The sequence below is a fragment of the Faecalibacterium sp. Marseille-Q4164 genome (assembly GCF_017377545.1).
GTDB lineage: Bacteria > Bacillota > Clostridia > Oscillospirales > Ruminococcaceae > Faecalibacterium > Faecalibacterium duncaniae.
The window spans coordinates 21861-40822 of record NZ_JAFREJ010000007.1; the positions used below are offsets into that span (position 1 = coordinate 21861).

The following is an 18962-nucleotide window of genomic DNA, read 5'->3' on the forward strand; positions in this document are numbered from 1 at the left end:
AGCGGCCCCTATTAGGGGAGCTGGTGCAAAGCGCCTGAGAGGTTATTCCGAAATGATCTCGTACATCTCCCGGGCCACATCCTTGGTGCGGGGCTCCACGTCAGAGAGCACCTTTACCTTGATGGGCCGGTTGCCGAAGGTGACCTCGATGATGTCTCCTTCCTTGACCGCCTGGCTGGCCTTGGCGATTTTGCCATTGATGAGGATGCGGCCCGCATCGGCCACCTCATTTGCCACGGTGCGGCGTTTGATGAGCCGCGAAACTTTCAGGTATTTATCCAGTCTCATGTTATGATCCTCCAGAAAAGCAGGCCCTCTCCATCATTGCGCTTTGTCCACCGCCGCACCTCCGGACAGGGGAACTGGCAACGCGAAGCGTTGACTGAGAGGTTTTACAAAAAAACCGCCGGAACCACTGCGGCCCCGGCGGCAAAGATCAAACTTACAGGGTATCCTTCAGAGCCTTGCCCGGCTTAAAGACAATGCTCTTGGAAGCAGCGATGGTAATGGGCTCACGGGTGCGGGGGTTGATGCCCTGGCGCTCTGCGCGCTCACGGATCTCAAAAGTGCCAAAGCCAGAGATGGTGATCTTCTCACCCTCAGCCATTGCCTTGCTCAGTGCGTCGAAAGCGGCGTTGACAGCCAGCTCGGCGCTCTTCTTGCTCATCTCGGTGTTTGCTGCAACCTGTGCGATCAGATCGGTCTTGGTCATAATGGGGTACCTCCACAAAATTTTACTCAGCTTTTTCTATCAGACAGTGGCAGGGCGTTCCTGCTCGTCTGAATCTTCGGTCTTTTGCAGCAGCTCCTGACGGAACCGCCCGGATGCAAAGGTCAGGGCCTCTTCCGCGTCCACACCGGCCAGCCGCATGGCATTGGCCGCTGCAAACAGCAGCGCCCCGGCCCGCTCGGCGGCATTTTCCGGCACCGCTTCCTCCCAGCCTCGCTCGGCAGCCTTCAGGGCAGCGGCGGCATCCTCTGCCGTCTGCGCAAACGCGCCCTTGCGGGCGGCACGCTTCTGCATCTTCTGGGCATACATCAGGGCGGGCAGGGTAGCCGGAACCGTGTTCAGCTCATCCGCCAGCGTGGTGCGGCCCTTTTCCTTATTTTTGAGCGCATCCCAGCTGTTTATACCGGCATTTTCAGCCGCCGAAGAGGCAAAGATGTTCGGGTGCCGGAACACCAGCTTCTCGCACACCTCCCGGCAGACCTGCTCGAAATCGAACCGGCCCCGCTCTTCCTCAATGACGGTATGGAACGCCACCTGCATCAGCACGTCGCCCAGCTCCTCGCGCATCATGGCTGCGTCGTCGGCATCAATGGCTTCCAGCGCCTCGCAGGTCTCCTCCAGAAAATTCTTCCGGATGGAAGCGTGGGTCTGCACCTTATCCCAGGGGCAGCCGTTTTCTCTGTCGCGCAGAATGCGGATGATCTGCAGCAGATCCTCCGCCGTGTAGCGTTCCCGTTCAGGCCAGTCCTGCATGGGTGCACTCCCCTTTCCTCTGCTCAAAAACCTGAGCTCGATTGTACCGCAGAATCTGCGATTTTTCAAGGGGACAAGCGCATTTTCCGGCTTTTCATTTCAATTGTTTCCAGAATTTTCACACTTTGCCCTGTTTCTGTGCAGAAAGGGCGGCATCCCCCTACGGGGACACCGCCCTTTCAAGGCTTTTGCGTTACAGCTGTGCGCCGCACTTGTTGCAGAACAGCGCATCCTCAGAGACCGGCGCGCCGCACTGGGGGCAGGTCTTTTTGTCCGTGTCAGGCTTTTTGTCCTTTTCCACGGTCGGCTCAACGGTGATGCCGCTGCCCTCGGCGGGCTCCTCGTCCAGATCATGGGTGATGACCTCGGCAGCGGGGCCAAGGCTCTCCTTGAGGGCGTTCAGGTTGGCCTCGATGCTGCCGATCATCTCGATATACTTATCCACAAGGGGCTGGTTCTCCTCGTTGCCCTTGGCCAGGCTGTAGACCAGTGCACCCAGCTGACGCTGTGCCCGGGCAAGCTTGGTCTGCTCCGAGACGATCTTTGCCTGCGTTCTGCCGCGCTCTGCCAGATCCATGGCGGCGTTGCGGCCCTTTTCCGCATATTCCAGACCCATTTCCTTGATCTTATTGAAATCCATAATGACACCTCTCTTACGGGCATTGGCCCTGTGTGTGCTGTCAGATGATGGTTTCATTATAGCGCACTCAGGCACTGATTGCAACGAATCCACCGCAACTTTTACAGTTTCGTGCGGATTTGGAAACAGTTTTTTCGCATTTGAACAAGAGAATGGAACATTTTCCCCGCAGAGCGCGATTTTATTTTACGGCACTGCCGTAGAACTCCCGCAGCATGCTGTCGGCGGGCAGAAGCTCCAGATCCAGCGGGACCACGTGCTCAAAGCGGCGGGCAGTCTCGTCCCAGAGCTCGGCGTTGTGGCCCTCCAGCGTGAACTGGCGGCGCACGATGCCCAGCAGCCTGGAGATCAGGCCCAGCTCATAGGTAAAGGAGGTGTCCAGCAGAAAGTCCGCCGTGGTCTTGAAGCCCTTGATATACCGGGTCTCGCCGTCCAGCACCCGGTCCCACATGGCAAGGGTCTTTTCGGGGCTGCGGCCCCGGGCGGCAGCGTCCCGCAGGGTGCGGCGGCACAGGCGGATGTCCTGGGTGTTGATGACCCGGCGGCCGTCGATGGCATATTCCTCCCGCAGGCCGGCGTAGATGCGGTAGACATCCTCCGCAGGCACAAGGCCGGTGAGCTCCGGGTTCAGGGCATGGATCCCCTCCACGATGCAGACACCGCCCTGCAGGTCCACGGCCTCGGTCTCGTCGGAGCGCCGCTCGTTGGCAAAATCATAGATGGGCAGGGTGGTCCGGCCCGTCTCGCTCAGCTCATGCAGGCACTGCCGGACAAGGGGCAGGTCCATGGTATCGGGGTTTTCGTAATCCAGGGTGCCGTCGGGCAGGCGGGGGTAGAACTCCGCCCCACGGAAAAAATTATCCAGGCTGACCACATGGGCGTATGTTCCCTGCCGGATCAGCTCCTCGGCCAGCTTGTGGGCGCTGGTGGTTTTGCCGCTGGCCGACGGGCCGGTGAGCATGACGATCTTGGTGCCGGAAAGGCGCACCTTTTCGGCGGCGTACTTCACGCGGTCGCGGTAGCTCTGCTCACTCAGGGCGGCAAGTTCCTGCGGACTGCGGGCGGCAACGTTGTACAGCCCGACTTCAACCAGACGTTTCGGGACCCAAATCGTGATCATAAAAATCAGCCACTCCTTTTTTGCGCTCCAGTACCTCCGCAAAGCGCTGGATATACTCTGTCGGATACTTGAAATTGAAGATGCGCTGCATCCGTCGGCCGCCGTCGGCCACCAGCTTGGTGCTGCCGCCTGCTCCGGCCGAAAGGATGGTCTGGACTTCCTCCATGATATAGATATTATAGTACCCCTCGTGGCCCGGCTTGCACCAGCCCACATTTTCCAGATTCTGCAGGGTGTTCTTCTGGCGGTAGAGGTAATAGGGGCGATATCCTGCATCGGCCAGCAGCTGGCATTTTTCCAGCATAGCCGCTACGTCTGCATAGTCGTTCTCCTTCTGGTCCTCGATGACGATGCGGGAGGCCCGCTTGAGGGTCAGGGTGTGAACGGTGATGTTCTCGGGGTCCAGCGCGATGGCCTGCCGCAGGCTGTGCTCAAAGCCCGCGACCGTATCGCCGGGCAGGCCCGCGATGAGGTCCATGTTGATGTCCTCATGGCCCGCCCTCCGGGCATCGGCATAGCAGTCCAGGATATCCTGCGCCGAGTGCCTGCGGCCAATGCCCGCCAGCACCTCGTCCGAGAAGGTCTGGGGGTTGATGGAAATGCGGGTGGCACCATACTCTTTGATGACAGCCAGCTTTTCGGCATCGGTGCAGTCGGGGCGGCCCGCCTCCACCGTGTACTCCACCACCTTGGAAAGGTCAAAGTTCTCCCGCACCGTGCCCATGAGCTGGCGGAGCTGGTCAGCGGACAGGCTGGTGGGGGTGCCGCCGCCGATATAGATGCTGCACAGCTTCAGTCCTGCCTTGTCGGCCTGCTCCCGGATGGCCTCCACCTCTCTGCACAGGCAGTCCACATAGGGCTGCACCAGCTTGCGGTCCCGGTCAAGATTGCAGCTGACAAAGCTGCAGTAGCTGCACCGGGAGGGGCAGAACGGGATGCCGAGATACAGGCTGTACGATTTGGGGGCGCTGCCCAGCTTCAGGATGGGCTCCTGCAGGTCGGCGATGGCCTTGGCCATGTCGTACTTCTGCCGGGAGCAGTCAAAGCGCTCCAGAAAGAACCGGTCGATGTCGGCTTCGGTCCAGCCCGCGGCCCGCTTGTCATGGATGAGCCGCACCGGGCGCACCCCGGTCATCTTGCCCCAGGGCGGGCGGATGCCGGTCCAGCTCCGCAGCAGGTCATAGGTCAGGCTGGCAAGGGTGAACTCCACCGTCTCGCCACCCTCTTCCACGGGGCGGGGCAATGGAGCCGCCGCATCCCTGCTCTGGCCCTGCTCCCGCACCATGGCGTACAGACTATCCTCTTTTTTCTCAGCCCAGACACAGTCCTCGCCCTCTTCCGGCGGGGTAAGGGTGAGCGGAGCCATAGGGTAAAACAGGCGCACCAGATGCTCCACCTCGTAGCCGGAGGGCAGGCCGGTAATATAAATCTTCATGTTTTTCTCTCTTTATCCTTAAAAGTCCGCATTCCCGCCGCGCAGGGCGCTGCGGATATAGTAATTGTTCGCCAGTTCCTCGCCAAGGGTAGAAAAATCCCCGTGGCCGGGCAGCAGCTGGGTCTCTTTGGGGATGGGCAGGCCCGCCAGCTTGCGCAGGCTGGCATCCATTTTCTGCATACTGCCGCCCTCCAGATCGGTGCGGCCAATGCTGCCCTGGAACACGGTATCGCCCACAAAGAGATAGTCCCCGCACAGCAGCACCACACCGCCCTCGGTATGGCCGGGGGTGTGCCAGACGGTAAAGGTCAGCTCATCCACGGTGAGCTTTTCCCCTTCCGCATAGCCGCTGTCCGCGCTTTTCAGGGGAAAAAGCTGGCTGCCCCTGCAGTCGGCAGGCTCACAGTAGATCCTGGCCTTCCACTCCCGGCTCAGCACCCCCGCACTGCCCACATGGTCATAGTGACCATGGGTGCAGAGGATGGTGGTGAGCGTCGCGTTGTTCTCTTTGAAAATTTTATCGTACTCCTGCACTTCGGCGGCGGGGTCAATGACCACTGCATGGCCCGCATCGGAGATCAGGACAAAGCTGTTGGTATAAAGCGGCGCAGCGCCGAGAAGATGAAATGCTTTCATATCCTATATCCTTCTAACTGTTCAGATGTTCCGGCTTTGCCGGGGGCGGGCCGTTATGAGTGGTGCGCCCACTCGTCCGTGTCGATGACAATGGTGCAGGGCCCCTCGTTCACCAGAGACACCTGCATATCCGCGCCGAACTCGCCGTGCTGCACGTCCCTGAGGCCCTGCCGGTTCATCTCGGCAAGGAACAGCTCGTAGGCATCCACCGCAAGCGGGGCCCGGGCCGCTTTGATAAAGCTGGGGCGGTAGCCCTTTTTCGTGTCGCCGTAGAGCGTGAACTGGCTGACCACCAGTGCCGAATAGCCCAGGTCCTTTGCACTGAGGTTCAGTTTGTCGTTTTCGTCCTTGAAGATGCGCAGGCCCGCGCACTTATCCGCCAGCTTGGGCACGATGTCCAGCGTATCGGTATCCCGGACACCCAGCAGGATGACCAGGCCGGGGCCGATGGAGCGGGGCTCCCCGCCGTTGACCCGGACAGAAGCGGAGGACACTGCCTGAATGACTGCACGCATGGTTTAACTCCTTGTCACTTTGAGCACATCCTTAATCTTGGACAGACGCGCCACCACGCGGTTCAAGTGCTCGGTATTGTTGATGCCGATGGTCAGGCTGACCACGGCGCAGTTGTTTTCCACCTGACGGGCGTTCATGGTGTAGATGGGCACCCGGATATCGGCCAGAGCGCTCAGCACATCCCGCAGCAGCTCGTTGCGGTCCAGCGCCACGATCTCAAGGCCGGCCTTGTAGCTGTCCTTGACGCTGTCGGCCCAGTAAGCCTTGACCCAGCGGGGGGCGTTGGTGGGGTCCTTCATGCTGGAGATGGCATTGACACAGCTCTGCTTGTGGATGGACACGCCAAAACCGCGGGTGATAAAGCCCACGATGGGGTCGCCGGGCAGCGGGCTGCAGCACTTGGCGAACTTGATGGGGGTGTTGTCGAAGCCCTCCACCACCACACCGTCGGTGGCGTGGACCTTGCTCAGATCCACCTTGGCCAGCTGCTCGTTCTTGCCCTCCTCGCTCTTCCGCTTCTGCCACTCTTCCTTCAGCTTTGGCAGGCAGTTGGCAATGGTGATGCCGCCGTAGCCGATGGCGGCATACAGCTCCTCGGCGTTGTTCTGGCGCAGGCGGCGGCAGCAGCTGCCGATGAATTCATCCAGCTCGTCGTCGGGGATGAAGATCATCTCCCGGCGCAGCTCCCGGGCCAGCGTGTCGCGGCCCTCCTGGATATTCTCCTCCCGGCGCATCTTCTTGAACCAGTTGCGGATCTTGCTCTTGGCCTCGCTGGTACGCACGATCTTCAGCCAGTCGCGGCTGGGGCCCTTGTCCGCCGGGCCGAGGATGACTTCAATGATCTCGCCGGTGGAAACAACGTGGTCAATGGGCACCATCCGGTTGTTGACCTTGCAGCCCACCATCCGGTTGCCGACGGCGGAGTGGATGGCATAGGCAAAGTCGATGCAGGTGGCACCCGTGGGCAGGTTGATGACATCGCCCTTGGGGGTAAAGGCAAAGACCTCCTCGGGCAGCAGGTCGCTCTTCAGGTCATGGAGCAGGTTGCCGGAGTCCTCGCTGACGCGCTGGTTTTCCAGCAGCTGGCTGACCCAGGCCAGGCGCTCGTCCAGCTTATCGTGGCCATCCAGCCCTTCCTTGTACTTCCAGTGGGCGGCAACGCCGTACTCTGCCTGTTCATCCATCTTGCGGGTGCGGATCTGCACCTCAAAGGGGATGCCCTCGTGGCCGATGACGGTGGTGTGCAGGCTCTGGTAGCCGTTGGGCTTGGGGGTGGAGATATAATCCTTAAAGCGGTTGGGCAGCGGGTGGTACATATCGTGGATGAGGCCCAGGGTGCTGTAACACTCAGCCAGCGTATCCAGAATGACACGGACGGCATAGATATCGTAGATCTCATCGAAGGACTTGTTCTGCATGATGGTCTTGCGGTAGATGCCGTAGATGCTCTTGACGCGGCGCTTGATGGTGGCACCCTCGATGCCGCTCTCCTTCAGCCGCAGCTCAATGACACCGGACACTCTGGCAAGGAACTCCTCCCCTGCACGCTCGCTCAGCATCTTGCTGATCTCCTCGTAGCCCACAGGGTCAAGGTAGTGCAGGCTGCGGTCCTCCAGCTCCTCCTTGACGTTCAGGATGCCCAGACGGTTGGCGATGGGGGCATAGACCTCCATCGTCTCACGGGCCTTGTCGCGGCGCTTCTGCTCAGGCCAGGCATCGCCGGTGCGCATATTGTGGAGCCGGTCGCAGAGCTTGATGATCATCACGCGGACATCCCGGCTCATGGCCAGCAGCATCTTGCGCAGGTTCTCGGCCTGCAGCTCCTCGATGTTGGAGAACTGGATCTTGGTCAGCTTGGTCACGCCGTCCACCAGCAGGGCCACTTCCTCGCCAAAGGCGGCGGTCAGGTCCTCCAGCGTGGTGGGGGTGTCCTCCACCACGTCATGGAGCAGGGCGGCGGCAATGCTCTCCGAATCCATGCCCAGATCCAGCACCAGGCGGGCCACGGCCAGCGGGTGGCAGATGTAGGGCTCACCGCTGCGGCGGCAGACCCCGTTGTGTGCCTTGTTGGCAAGGTCGTAGGCCTTGGTGATCATCTCCATGTTGTAGGCCTTGCCGCTGGCCTTGATGGCCTCGCAGAGCTTCTCCCAGGTAACGATCTCAGGCCGCACCTCGCTGGGCAGAGCACCCTCGGGCGCATCGGCCGGCAGGGCCGTGGCGTTCACGGTAGACACCTCCGGCACCGGCTGATGCAGATGCGTTTTTGCGGAGTAAAGATCCTCCGCTGGTTTCTTTCCCTCTGGCATATTTTTACTCCTCCAGACATTTCAGGATGGGGGCATCGGCCAGGTTCTTCTTGCCTGCCGTGGGAACCAGCTCCCAGAACTTTGCCCCGCCGCGCTCCACGGCGGCGATCAGGCCCACCTGTTCCAGGGCCGTCAGGGCCACCAGCGTTTTGCCGGTGTGCTCCTCCCCCAGCTTTGCAAACAGGGGCTGCATATCCTCGGCGTGCCAGCGCCGGGCCTGCAGTTCCCGGTAAACGGTAATGATATCACTGCGCTCCGGTGCGATCAGGGCGCGCTGCTGGGCAGTCAGCGGGCTGCCGCGGCGCAAAGCCTGCACCAGCGCGGTCTGCTGGGCGGCGGCGTTGCCAAAGCCCGCCGGGTGCAGCTCCAGAATGCGTCCCGAAAGCTGCGCGCCCCGGGCGGCCTCGTAAACCGAGAGGCTCAGGGCCGCGTCCACCACATCGCCGGTGGCATAGGGCAGCTGCTCCGGGTGCATCCCGAACCAGACCGCATAGATGCAGGCATTGCCCTGCCGCAGGCGCAGGCGGCAGTGCCGCCCCTCCGAGACAGGGTAGACTCCCTCCACCACGGCCTTTTCCAGCAGGAACACCGGGGCGGGGTTCTCGGCACCGTAGGGAGCCAGCTGGTCCAGCCGCCGGACGGATTCCACCGTGATGCGGTCGAGATGGATGGACAGGTCGCATTCCAGCGGCGGGGTCACCAGCACCGGGCACTCCCGGGCGGCCCACTCGTTCAGGCGGCGGCGCAGCTCCGGCAGGTTCTCCTCCCGTACCGAAAGGCCCGCCGCCATGGCGTGGCCGCCGAAGCGGAGGAGAAGGTCCTCGCAGGAGGCAATGCAGGCGTGCAGATTGAAGCCCTGCACACTGCGTCCGCTGCCCTTGCCCTCGCCGTGCTCATCAATGGACACCACGATAACGGGACGGCCGGTCTTTTCCACCAGCCGGGATGCCACGATGCCAATGACACCGGGGTGCCAGTCCCGGCCCCAGATCAGGATGACCCGGTCCTCCAGAATGGCGGGCTCGGCCTCCAGCTGGGCCTGCGCGGCCTTGGCGATCTCGCCCTCGGTCTCCTGCCGGGCGGCGTTGATCTCGTTCAGTTTATGTGCCAGCTCGGCAGCGCGTTCCTCATCCTCACACAGCACCAGCTGCAGGGCGGTCACAGCGCTGTCCATCCGGCCCGCCGCGTTGATGCGGGGGGCAATGGCGTAGCTGACATTCTCGGCGGTCACGGGCTTGCCGCCCAGCCCCACCTCATCCAGCAGGGCCAGAAGGCCGGGCCGGTCAGAGTGCTGCAGCAGGTGCAGGCCCGCTTTGACCAGGGTGCGGTTCTCGCCGGTCAGGGGCATCACGTCTGCCACGGTGCCCACGGCGGCAAGGTCGCCGCAGTAGTCCAGCATCTCCTCGGGCGGGCAGCCGTCCAGCGCGGCACAGAGCTTGAAGGCCACACCTGCGCCGCACAGGCCCTTGAAGGGGCTGGTATCATCGGCGCGGCGGGGGTCCACCACGGCAACGGCCTTAGGCAGGGTATCATGGGGCAGATGGTGATCGGTGACGATCAGGTCCACCCCCAGTGAAGCCGCAAACTCAGCCTCCTCCAGTGCGGAGATGCCGTTGTCCACCGTCACGATGAGCTGGCAGCCCTTATCGTGGATGGACTGGATGGCATTTTTGGAAAGGCCGTAGCCATCCCCTTCACGGCTGGGCAGCATACACTTGACGTTGGCTCCCATCCCCTTGAGGTGCTGGTAGAGCAGGGCGGTGGCGGTCACGCCGTCCACATCGTAGTCGCCAAAGACAACAATGGTCTCTTCCCGGTCGATGGCATCGAGGATGCGGGCACAGGCCTTGTCCATGTCGGTCAGGAGCATGGGGTCGGTCAGCTCTTCCTCGCCCGACAGCAGGGTCAGGGCCTCGGCAGGGTCGGTAATGCCGCGTGCAGCCAGAATGCCCGCCAGCAGGCCCGCCTCCTTCTGCTGGGCGGCCAGCGTCATCTGATATTTTTCCTCGCTCCACGGCTCCCCATCCATCGTTTCCATGGCGCGGCTTTCCAGCTCCTCGGTGCTCTGCTGGGCAATGGCCGCGGTCAGCTCCTTCAGGGCAGAGCGGTCCAGCGGCTTCAGGTTCCAGGCCCGGTAGGTCGTCATAACAGTCCCTCCCCGGTCAGGCCGTCATTGGCCAGCATTCCCTGCAGCGCGGCGATCTCGCTGGAAACATCCATGGCAACGTCAGAAAGCAGGTTATCATACAGGTTGCTGTAAGCCTGATTCAGGGTGTGCAGGATGCCCGCGATATCCCGGCGGATGGTCTCTGCATTTTCGCCCTGCTGGCCCTGCACATCGTTGTAGGTGTGCAGCAGCTTCAGGGTGGTGGGGATATAGTATTCCGCAAAGCGGCGGGCCTTGGGCAGACTTTCCGGGTGCGCTTCCAGCCACTCGCAGATGGCGGTGGTGGTCTTTTGCATCGTTTCCAGCTCTTCCCGGCCCTGCGCGTCCTGCATGAGGTGCTGTTCCTGTTCCAGCACCTGCGCAAAGCGGCGGGCCGTTTCGAGGTTGAGGGGCGTTTCCGGCGCGGCCTCCTGCTCCGGCTGCGGAGCCGGGCGGGCGTGCTCTGCGGCGAGGGCCTCCTGCGCGGCGCGGTAATCCTCCGCCGTCAGGTACACAGTCTCCGTTTTCTCATCCAGCCAAGCATTCAGCCAGCCTTTGCGGATGCTTTTTTTCAGCCGCTTGAGCGTTTTTTTCTTTTTCTGGTGGGTCAGGTCGGCCAGCATCTCCACCGGCAGGCCCTTGCCGCCGTCCATGCTGTCGGCAAGGTCGGCCAGCTGGCCCATCTGCCTGCCCGCTTCCCTCTGGGAAACGCCGCAGGCCGCCATCCAGCCAAAGCCCGCCGTGGCAAGGCCCAGCACGCTGCTGACGATGCCAAGCACATTGTAGGCGGTGTTCATAGCGTAGTCCGTGCCCGTCATCAGGATGCCGCCGCCCTCAGCAGTCGACACCACAACGTCGCCCAAAGCAGCCGGCGAAATAATGCCCAGCCCGATCAGGCAGCCCACTGCGCCCAGCCCGAAAAGCACCGCAAAGATGATGCCCACAGCCAGCAGAGCCACGCCCGAGCTGTAACGCTCCTTGGCGCATTTCCGCAGCTTTTCCACCGGGGTCAGCTCCGGGCGCGATGCAAAGAAATTTCTGGCCCACTGGGGCATCCCGGCGTACTGCCCTGCCGTGCCGCCGTTGGCATGGGCCTGCCGCTGGCTCTGGTAGTAGCTGTCCCGGGCCTGCCGCATGGCCTTGCCCGCCTCCGAGATGCCGTAATTGGCTGCATGAACAGCGGCCTTGCCCACATCCCACGCACGGTCGCCGATGTCCATGCCCCGGCCCTCAAAGCCGTGGGCAAAGGCATCGGACATGGTGTCGCCAAAGGCGCGCAGCTGCTCTTCCAGCTCCTGCTGCACCTGTTTTCCCTCGTTTTCTTGTGTTGAATCGTTTTCACGATGGTTCATCAATATTTCTCACCCTTCTGCCGGTGCATACCGGCCGATGATCGCACGGGCGACCCGCAGGCCGTCCACGGCGGCGCTCATAATGCCGCCCGCATATCCGGCCCCCTCGCCGCAGGGGTACAACCCCGCCAGCTGGGCCGATTCCAAGGTCTCCTCCCGTTTCAGCCGCACGGGGCTGCTGGTGCGGGTCTCAAGGCCCGTGAGGATGGCTTCCGGTGCGGTGTAGCCCGCAATTTTACGCTCGTAGGCGCGCAGGCCCGCCCGCAGGGTATCGGCCAGCTCCCCGGGCAGCAAAGCTCCCAGATCCGCAGCCACAACGCCCCGGTCATAGGTAGGCTCCACCCGGCCGATGTTCAGCTGGCCTTTGCCCTCCAGAAAGCTCTGCACGTTCTCAGCCGGGGCCGCATACGCCCCGCCCCGGCGGCCTGCAGCGTAGGCTTTGGCCTCCAGCTCCCGCTGGAAAGCAATGGCCCTGCGCGGGTCGCCCGCAAAATCCTCAGCTCCCACGCTGACCACCACCGCCGCGTTGGCGTTCTTGCCGTCCCGGGCGTGGTAGCTCATGCCGTTGGTGACCACGTGGCCGGTCTCGCTGGCCGAAGCCACCACCTGACCGCCGGGACACATGCAGAAGGTGTACACGCACCGGTCTCCCACATGCTGGGAAAGCTGATACTCTCCGCGCGGCAGGGCCGGATGCCCGGCAGCCTCGTGGTACAGGCTCTTCTCGATCTCACTCTGCAGGTGCTCTGCCCGGAAACCCACGCTGAAGGGCTTGCACTCCAGCACAAGGCCGCTGTCCATCAGCATCCCGAAGGTGTCCCGGGCCGAGTGGCCCACGGCAAACACCAGCGCTTCACAGGGGAAGGTCCCGCCGGTGGTAAAGATGCCGGTCAGCCGTCCGTTCTTCTGCTCAAAACCGGTGAGGGCCGTGTTGAAGTGCACCTCGCCGCCCAGAGCTTCGATCTCCCTGCGGATGGAGGTGATAACGCCCCGCAGCAGGTCGGTGCCCACATGGGGCTTCTGCTTCCAGGCGATCTCCGCCGGGGCACCGTGCTGCAGAAACACCTCGGTGACAAAGCCGCAGAGCTCATCCCCGATGCGGGTGGTCAGCTTGCCGTCCGAAAAGGTACCCGCGCCGCCCTCGCCAAACTGGATGTTGGCGTTGGGGTCCAGCTCACCAGTGGCAGAGAAGTGCTCCACCGCCTTCACACGCTCGTCCAGCGCCGGGCCGCGTTCCAGCACGATGGGCTTGTAGCCCTGCCGGGCCAGCAGCAGCGCCGCAAACAGGCCCGCCGGCCCTAGCCCGCAGACCACAGGCCGGTGGGGCAGGCGCTGGGTGCCGTTCTGAACGCTGAGATCCGTTTTGCCGCGGATAGCAACGCAGGGCGAGGCCCCTGCATACGCAGATTCCTCACCCTCGTCCTTGAGCGTTACCGCTATGGTATACACCAGCTTTGGCTGCCCGTGGCGGGCATCCACCGACAACCTGGCTACGCCCAGATGGGCCGCCTTGCTGCGGGGGATGCGCGCCAGATGCAGCGCTTTCTCGAATGCCTGCGGCTCCCCGGCAGAGAGCGGCAGGCGGATATCTCTTACTAGTATCATCTATCAGGTTTCGCTTTCTATTTTCAGCCTCCTCACCCTCTCCGTCATTGCTAACGCAATGCCACCTCCCCCAAAGTGGGAGGCCTTGGCAATATTTGCAAACTTCATCTTTATGCCAAGGGCTCTCCCTTCGGGAGAGCTGGCGAGCGAAGCGAGACTGAGAGGGTGAGCCAGCTCAGTTACTTTCTATCTTGCACTGGATGACATAGCTCCCCAGCGCAAAGATCTTACCATTGGAGGGCACATACAGGCGGCAGGCAATGTTCTGCTGCCCTGCGGCCACATAGAAATCATCCGCATCAATCTCAATGACCACCTGCTCGGGCACCAGCGTATCCAGCAGACCCGCCGGGCCGCAGAGGGTCACGTTCATCAGCCGCTCGGTCTGCACGGTCAGGGTATAGGTAGAGGGCAGATTGACCACCTGCACGCAGCTGGCGGGCAGGTTCATGGTCTTGGTCTCGAGCTTGGAGCTGTCGAAGCTGACCGTGATGCTAGAAATGTTGTCCAGCAGGCGGATATTGCCCGGCAGCTCGATGGGCAGCTCATACACCTTGTTCAGCGCAAAGGTGGAAAGATCGATGGTGCCCACAGACAGGGTGGAGAGCTTTTCGATCTGGCTCTCGGGCCCGGCGACATTCAGGGTCTGCTTGCTCAGGGAGTAGACCAGCACCGAGGGATTAAAATTCCGGGGCGCGTTGATAAAGCTGACCGACACGGGCAGGGTGGCCATCTTGTAGACCTCCAGCGTGACCTCCACACTGGACTCCTCCAGATTCGTGTATTCGAACTTGATCTCGCTGCCGCTCTTGGTATAAAAGCGCAGGGCGGTATCCAGCGTGACAGAATCGGTGAGCTCCCCCTTGTGGGTCACCTCGGCGGTGCAGGTCTCCACCTTATCGATCTCGGTGCTGGGGCCGGAGAGGGTCACTGTCTCCTTGGAGAGCTCGGTGCCATAGAGGATATAGCCGTCCGCAATGGTCAGGTAGTTGGTGGTCACGGTGATGGGCACCGTTTTCTCCTCCACCACGTCAAACACCACGTCCACGCTGTTGTCGCCGCCCTCAATGGAAACGGACACGCCATTGAGCAGGGTGTTCACGCCCCGCACCTGCAGGTGCAGGGTCTTTTCGCCGCTGTCCCGCACACCGGACCAGTCCGGGTAGACCACGAAATCAGAGGAAGTCAGGCTGCCGATGGTGTAGCCATCGCCCGAGAGCTTCAGGCTGACGTACTTTTCCGGCGCGCTGACGATGCTCAGGCCCCGGGAGGTGTACGCGGCGGAATCATAGGTAAAATCCACCGGCACATTGTTGATGGTGCGGGTGGTGCCGGGCTGGACGACGATGGTGACCACCATCCATGCCACAATGGCACCCACGATGGCCAGCAGCAGCCGAATGCGGCGGTCGTCCAGAATGCTCTTGGTGTGCTGGATGGCAGGCTTTGTGCCGTTGGTACGATTGCTGCTCACTGCTGCTCATCCTCCTCTTTCTGGTTCATCCAGTTCAGCAGGCTCTTGACCTTGCCGCGCCAGCCATCGGCAGCTGCCTTTTCGCTGGCGGTCTCCTTGGGGATCATCTCATCCACCAGCCGGGTGTACAGGGTCTGGCGGTCAAAGTGGCGGATCAGCACACCGTTCTTTGCCATGGAGATGATGCCGGTCTCCTCACTGACCACAACGGCAATGGCATCCGAATTCTCCGCAATGCCCAGGCAGGCGCGGTGGCGGGTGCCCATATCCTTGCCCAGATCCAGGTTGTTGGACAGGGGCAGCACGCAGCCCGCCGCCTTGATGCGGCCATTCTCAATGATGGCGGCACCGTCGTGCAGGGGGGTACCCTCGTAGAAGATGGTGCCCAGCACCTCCAGATTGACGGCACTGTTCACGGGTGTGCCGGTGCGCACGATCTCAGAGAGGTTGGTGTTGCGCTCCAGCACGATCAGGGCACCGGTCTTGGTCTCGGAAAAGCGCTCGGCGGCATCGCAGATGGCAATGATGGCGCTGCGCCAGGCCCCTTTGAAGCTGGGGTCATTGTAGCGTCCCTTGATGTTGAAGAGCTTGCCCGCCCACTGGTCGGTCTGGCCCATCCGCTCCAATGCGCGGCGGATCTCTGGCTGGAACAGGACCACCAGCGTCAGCAGGCCGACCTGCAGCAGCGAGTTCAGCAGCCAGGTGACGGTGCGCATGTTCAGCACGTTGGCCACCAGATAGACCGCCAGCACCAGCAGCGCGCCCTTGGCCAGCTGCCCGGCGCGGGTGCGGTTGATGATGCCCAGCAGCTGGTAGATCAGGAAAGCAATGATGACGATATCCAGCAGATCGGCCAGCTTGAAGGTCTGGAAATTGGCGATGATCGAATTCAGAGTCATCAGAGTGTCTCTCCCGTTACAGCTTCTCGATCAGGGCGACAGCATGGGCGGCAATGCCCAGGCCCTCGCCGGTAAAGCCCAGATGCTCCTCGGTGGTGGCCTTGACGCTCACAGCATCCACCGGCATCCCGAAGGCTGCGGCCAGATTTTCCCGCATGGCGGGGATGTAGGGGGCCAGCTTGGGCTTCTGGCAGAGCAGGGTGGAATCGATGTTCACGATCTTCCAGCCCTTCTCCCGCATGATGCGTGCCACATGCTGCGCCAGCTGCAGGCTGTCGGCACCGGCGTAGGCGGGGTCGGTATCCGGGAAGTGCTTGCCGATGTCGCCCAGTGCGGCAGCACCCAGCACAGCGTCCATCACAGCGTGGGCCAGCACATCGGCATCCGAGTGGCCCAGCAGGCCCTTTTCAAAAGGCACCTCCACGCCGCCCAGGATCAGCTTGCGATCCTCGACCAGACGGTGAACATCATAACCATGACCAATGCGCATATCATTTCCTTCTTTCTGTTCGGCGCGGGGCAGATCCTCCCGCGTTGTGATCTTCAGATTGGCGTAATCCCCCTGGGTCAGCTGCACCGGGCGGCCGGTCAGTTCAAACAGGCTGCAGTCATCGGTGACCAGGCGGGCTTTTTCCGCATCCAGCTCGTCCAGCGCGGCCAGATACGCCGCACGGTCGAAGCACTGGGGGGTCTGCACCGCATACAGGGTGCTGCGGTCAGGGGTATCAGCGACCATGCACTGCTCCGGCACAGTCTTGCCGTCGCCCCGCACAGCCCGCTTGACGGTATCCTTTACCGGCACGGCGGGGGCGGCAGCACCACAGGCAGCGGCTGCTTCCAGCGCCGCCGTGATGACAGCCTGACTGACAAAGGGACGGGCGGCATCATGGACAGCCACCAGCTCTCCGTGGGCGGCCAGCACGCCGTTCTTCGCGCTCTCGGCACGGGTCGCGCCACCCTGTACCACCTGCACCGGCTTTGTGCAGGCCCCGGCCTGCTGTTCCAGAAATGCCCGGTTCTTCCCGGCCACCAGAACGATCTCGCTGACCAGCGGACACTCCGCAAAGGCCCGGATGCTCCGCTGCACCACGGTCTCCCCGCCCAGATCAAAGCTGAGCTTGTCAAACCCCATGCGAGTGGAGGACCCTGCCGCCACCAGAACGGCTGATACTTTCTTTTCCAATTTCTGCACCTGCCCTGCTCTTATTCTCCCGGGAAATACCACCCGGGGCACAGATAGAATAAACCATATTTTATTATACCGTATCGCCCGGCAAACTGCAACCGATTTTATACAGCAAAAATGCCCCTCTGCGGCAGAGCAGAGGGGCAAAAACGCTTCTTTTTTCAGGAGATCACTTCAGAATGGGCTCGATGGCGGCAGCCAGAGCATCCTTCTGTGCCTGGGCTTCCTCCAGGGTCTTGCCCAGAGTGGTGAAGTAGGTCTTGATCTTAGGCTCGGTGCCGGAGGGACGCACCACAACGGTCGCGCCATTTTCCAGCGTGTAGATCAGGACATTGGCGGCGGGCAGGCCGGTCTCCTCGGGCTTCTTGTAGTCCATGACCTTGACAACCTTGTGGCCGCCGATCTCGGTCAGGGGCTCGTCACGCAGCTTCTGCATGATGGAAGCCATCTTCTCCATGCCGGTCAGGCCGGGGAACTCAAAGCTGTCCACCTTGTTCAGGTAGCGGCCGTACTGTGCGTAGATCTCTTCCAGACGCTGCTTGATGGAGGAGCCGATGCTGCGGTAGTAAGCGGCCATCTCGCAGATCAGCATGGAGCCGATGACGGCATCCTTATCGCGGACATAGGGGCCGGCCAGGTAGCCGTAGCTCTCCTCAAAGCCGAAAATGAAGCGGTCCACTTCACCGGCGGCTTCCAGATTGGCGATCTGATCGCCGATCCACTTGAAGCCGGTCAGAACGTTGCGCATCTCCACGCCGTAGTGCTTTGCCACAGCGTCGGCCAGCGGGGTGGAAACGATGGACTTGACCGCCACGGGGTTTGCGGGCATGGTGCCCTTTTCAATGCGTCCGGCGCAGATGTAATCCAGCAGCAGAACGCCCATTTCGTTGCCGGAGACCAGCTCATAGCTGCCGTCCGGGCACTTCATGGCAATGCCCACGCGGTCTGCATCGGGGTCGGTGGCCAGCATCAGGTCAGCACCGGTCTTGGTGGCCAGCTCCAGACCCAGCTTCAGGGCCTCAAAGATCTCAGGGTTGGGGTAGGAGCAGGTGGTAAAGTAGCCGTTAGGGTACTCCTGCTCGGGCACGATGGTGATATCGGTGATGCCCATATCGTTCAGCACATGGGTCACAGGCACCAGGCCGGAACCGTTCAGGGGGCTGTACACCAGCTTCAGGCCGGCAGTCCGGCACAGGCCGGGGCGCACCTGACGGGCCTCGATGGCATCGTACAGGGCCTTCTTGCAGTCATCGCCCACAAAGCGGATCAGGCCCTGCTCCACGCCAGCGGCAAAGGAGATGTACTTTGCGCCGGTCAGAACATCGGTCTTCTGGATCTCATCATAGACGATGGCGGCGGCATCATCGGTCATCTGGCAGCCATCCGGGCCGTAGGCCTTGTAGCCGTTGTACTTGGCGGGGTTGTGGGAAGCGGTGACCATGATACCGGCGTTGCACTCATAGTAACGGGTGGCAAAGCTCAGGGCAGGCACAGGCATCAGGGCATCATAGATGCGCACCTTGATGCCGTTGGCGGCCAGAACACCGGCGGCGGTCTTGGCAAAGACATCGCTCTTCAGGCGGCTGTCGTAGCTGATGGCGACAGTCTGGCTGCCGCCCTGGGTCTTGACCCAGTTTGCCAGGCCCTGGGTGGCCTGACGGACAACATAGATGTTCATGCGGTTGGTACCGGCACCCAGCACACCGCGCAGACCGGCGGTGCCAAACTTCAGGGCCACGGCAAAGCGGTCCTTGATCTCCTCGTCATTGCCCTCGATCTTGTTCAGCTCCGGTTTCAGATCCGCGTCCTCCAGATCCGCTGCCAGCCAGCGCTTATACTCATCCAGATACATATTGCACACCTTACCTTTAATTCGTATTTCGCACAGGGATAGTTTTTCCAAACCTATTTATACTATAAACCCTTTCTTGGTACTGTGTCAATTCCATATTATGTAAGAATTTTTGCTCCGCAAATCATACAAATATTACAAAGATTTCAGCCTTTTCCATCATTTGGGGCTTTCGTGCTGTCCGCAGAGCCTGCGGCAGTGCCCGCACATTGACAAGCCCCCTGCCCGACACTATAATGGGGACAATAGAATATTTTGCCGAGACCGGGCATTTTCCCGGTCATTTCCCCATCGGGCCGCAGACGCGGCGTG

General features: G+C 61.7%; 16 protein-coding genes. All 16 read right to left on the reverse strand.

Features of this window, described 5'->3' with window-relative positions; translation table 11 throughout:
* Positions 1 to 42 precede the first annotated feature (42 nt).
* The 16 genes from J3352_RS08350 to J3352_RS08425 all read right to left on the reverse strand — a co-directional run bounded on the left by J3352_RS08350 (position 43) and on the right by J3352_RS08425 (position 18650).
* A complete protein-coding gene (locus J3352_RS08350) occupies positions 43 to 288 on the reverse strand; it encodes an RNA-binding S4 domain-containing protein (protein WP_005933461.1) in 246 nt (81 codons plus the stop codon).
* Positions 289 to 442: 154 nt separating this feature from the next.
* Entirely contained in the window at positions 443 to 712 is a 270-nt protein-coding gene (locus tag J3352_RS08355; protein ID WP_005933459.1) for an HU family DNA-binding protein, read from the reverse strand.
* Positions 713 to 751: 39 nt separating this feature from the next.
* Entirely contained in the window at positions 752 to 1483 is a 732-nt protein-coding gene (locus J3352_RS08360) for a MazG family protein (RefSeq protein ID WP_099357222.1), read from the reverse strand.
* Positions 1484 to 1676: 193 nt separating this feature from the next.
* Positions 1677 to 2123 carry a zinc ribbon domain-containing protein gene (locus tag J3352_RS08365; RefSeq protein WP_156065948.1) on the reverse strand — a complete coding sequence of 149 codons (447 nt, stop codon included), beginning with the start codon at positions 2121 to 2123 and terminating at the stop codon, positions 1677 to 1679.
* Positions 2124 to 2304: 181 nt separating this feature from the next.
* On the reverse strand, positions 2305 to 3243 hold the full coding sequence (locus J3352_RS08370) for a uridine kinase (RefSeq protein ID WP_005933447.1): 939 nt from the start codon (positions 3241 to 3243) through the stop codon (positions 2305 to 2307).
* Complete coding sequence (gene hemZ, locus J3352_RS08375; RefSeq protein WP_156065950.1) at positions 3209 to 4678, reverse strand: coproporphyrinogen dehydrogenase HemZ; 1470 nt, start codon at positions 4676 to 4678, stop codon at positions 3209 to 3211. The genes J3352_RS08370 and hemZ overlap by 35 nt, the downstream gene beginning before the upstream one ends.
* Positions 4679 to 4696: 18 nt before the next feature.
* A complete protein-coding gene (locus tag J3352_RS08380) occupies positions 4697 to 5314 on the reverse strand; it encodes an MBL fold metallo-hydrolase (protein WP_156065952.1) in 618 nt (205 codons plus the stop codon).
* 53 nt (positions 5315 to 5367) lie between these two features.
* On the reverse strand, positions 5368 to 5829 hold the full coding sequence (dtd, locus tag J3352_RS08385; RefSeq protein WP_097771014.1) for a D-aminoacyl-tRNA deacylase: 462 nt from the start codon (positions 5827 to 5829) through the stop codon (positions 5368 to 5370).
* Positions 5830 to 5832: 3 nt separating this feature from the next.
* Positions 5833 to 8136, reverse strand: a complete 2304-nt coding sequence (locus tag J3352_RS08390; RefSeq protein ID WP_098922854.1) for a bifunctional (p)ppGpp synthetase/guanosine-3',5'-bis(diphosphate) 3'-pyrophosphohydrolase — start codon at positions 8134 to 8136, stop codon at positions 5833 to 5835.
* A 4-nt stretch (positions 8137 to 8140) separates the two neighbouring features.
* The gene (gene recJ, locus J3352_RS08395) at positions 8141 to 10282 is read right to left on the reverse strand and encodes a single-stranded-DNA-specific exonuclease RecJ (protein ID WP_005933430.1); all 2142 of its coding nucleotides are present in this window, start codon (positions 10280 to 10282) and stop codon (positions 8141 to 8143) included.
* The gene (locus tag J3352_RS08400; RefSeq protein WP_156065954.1) at positions 10279 to 11634 is read right to left on the reverse strand and encodes a 5-bromo-4-chloroindolyl phosphate hydrolysis family protein; all 1356 of its coding nucleotides are present in this window, start codon (positions 11632 to 11634) and stop codon (positions 10279 to 10281) included. Before J3352_RS08400 ends, recJ begins: the two co-directional genes overlap by 4 nt.
* A 9-nt stretch (positions 11635 to 11643) precedes the next feature.
* Complete coding sequence (locus tag J3352_RS08405; protein WP_097772505.1) at positions 11644 to 13239, reverse strand: NAD(P)/FAD-dependent oxidoreductase; 1596 nt, start codon at positions 13237 to 13239, stop codon at positions 11644 to 11646.
* Positions 13240 to 13414: 175 nt separating this feature from the next.
* The gene (locus tag J3352_RS08410; protein WP_156068716.1) at positions 13415 to 14713 is read right to left on the reverse strand and encodes a YbbR-like domain-containing protein; all 1299 of its coding nucleotides are present in this window, start codon (positions 14711 to 14713) and stop codon (positions 13415 to 13417) included.
* A complete protein-coding gene (gene cdaA / locus J3352_RS08415) occupies positions 14710 to 15612 on the reverse strand; it encodes a diadenylate cyclase CdaA (RefSeq protein WP_005933418.1) in 903 nt (300 codons plus the stop codon). The genes J3352_RS08410 and cdaA overlap by 4 nt, the downstream gene beginning before the upstream one ends.
* 16 nt (positions 15613 to 15628) lie before the next feature.
* Complete coding sequence (gene ispF / locus J3352_RS08420) at positions 15629 to 16795, reverse strand: 2-C-methyl-D-erythritol 2,4-cyclodiphosphate synthase (RefSeq protein WP_097786443.1); 1167 nt, start codon at positions 16793 to 16795, stop codon at positions 15629 to 15631.
* Between the two features lie 172 nt (positions 16796 to 16967).
* Positions 16968 to 18650, reverse strand: a complete 1683-nt coding sequence (locus J3352_RS08425) for a phospho-sugar mutase (protein WP_005933408.1) — start codon at positions 18648 to 18650, stop codon at positions 16968 to 16970.
* Between the last annotated feature and the right edge of the window lie 312 nt (positions 18651 to 18962).

What these genes read in the sequence shown, in the direction of transcription:
- J3352_RS08405 (WP_097772505.1), bottom strand. Translation starts at nt 13,239, where the DNA reads ATGATACTAGTAAGAGATATCCGCCTGCCGCTCTCTGCCGGGGAGCCG.
- J3352_RS08400 (WP_156065954.1), bottom strand. Translation starts at nt 11,634, where the DNA reads ATGAACCATCGTGAAAACGATTCAACACAAGAAAACGAGGGAAAACAG.
- J3352_RS08360 (WP_099357222.1), bottom strand. Translation starts at nt 1,483, where the DNA reads ATGCAGGACTGGCCTGAACGGGAACGCTACACGGCGGAGGATCTGCTG.
- hemZ (WP_156065950.1), bottom strand. Translation starts at nt 4,678, where the DNA reads ATGAAGATTTATATTACCGGCCTGCCCTCCGGCTACGAGGTGGAGCAT.
- J3352_RS08370 (WP_005933447.1), bottom strand. Translation starts at nt 3,243, where the DNA reads ATGATCACGATTTGGGTCCCGAAACGTCTGGTTGAAGTCGGGCTGTAC.
- cdaA (WP_005933418.1), bottom strand. Translation starts at nt 15,612, where the DNA reads ATGACTCTGAATTCGATCATCGCCAATTTCCAGACCTTCAAGCTGGCC.
- J3352_RS08425 (WP_005933408.1), bottom strand. Translation starts at nt 18,650, where the DNA reads ATGTATCTGGATGAGTATAAGCGCTGGCTGGCAGCGGATCTGGAGGAC.
- recJ (WP_005933430.1), bottom strand. Translation starts at nt 10,282, where the DNA reads ATGACGACCTACCGGGCCTGGAACCTGAAGCCGCTGGACCGCTCTGCC.
- J3352_RS08350 (WP_005933461.1), bottom strand. Translation starts at nt 288, where the DNA reads ATGAGACTGGATAAATACCTGAAAGTTTCGCGGCTCATCAAACGCCGC.
- J3352_RS08355 (WP_005933459.1), bottom strand. Translation starts at nt 712, where the DNA reads ATGACCAAGACCGATCTGATCGCACAGGTTGCAGCAAACACCGAGATG.
- J3352_RS08365 (WP_156065948.1), bottom strand. Translation starts at nt 2,123, where the DNA reads ATGGATTTCAATAAGATCAAGGAAATGGGTCTGGAATATGCGGAAAAG.
- J3352_RS08390 (WP_098922854.1), bottom strand. Translation starts at nt 8,136, where the DNA reads ATGCCAGAGGGAAAGAAACCAGCGGAGGATCTTTACTCCGCAAAAACG.
- dtd (WP_097771014.1), bottom strand. Translation starts at nt 5,829, where the DNA reads ATGCGTGCAGTCATTCAGGCAGTGTCCTCCGCTTCTGTCCGGGTCAAC.
- J3352_RS08380 (WP_156065952.1), bottom strand. Translation starts at nt 5,314, where the DNA reads ATGAAAGCATTTCATCTTCTCGGCGCTGCGCCGCTTTATACCAACAGC.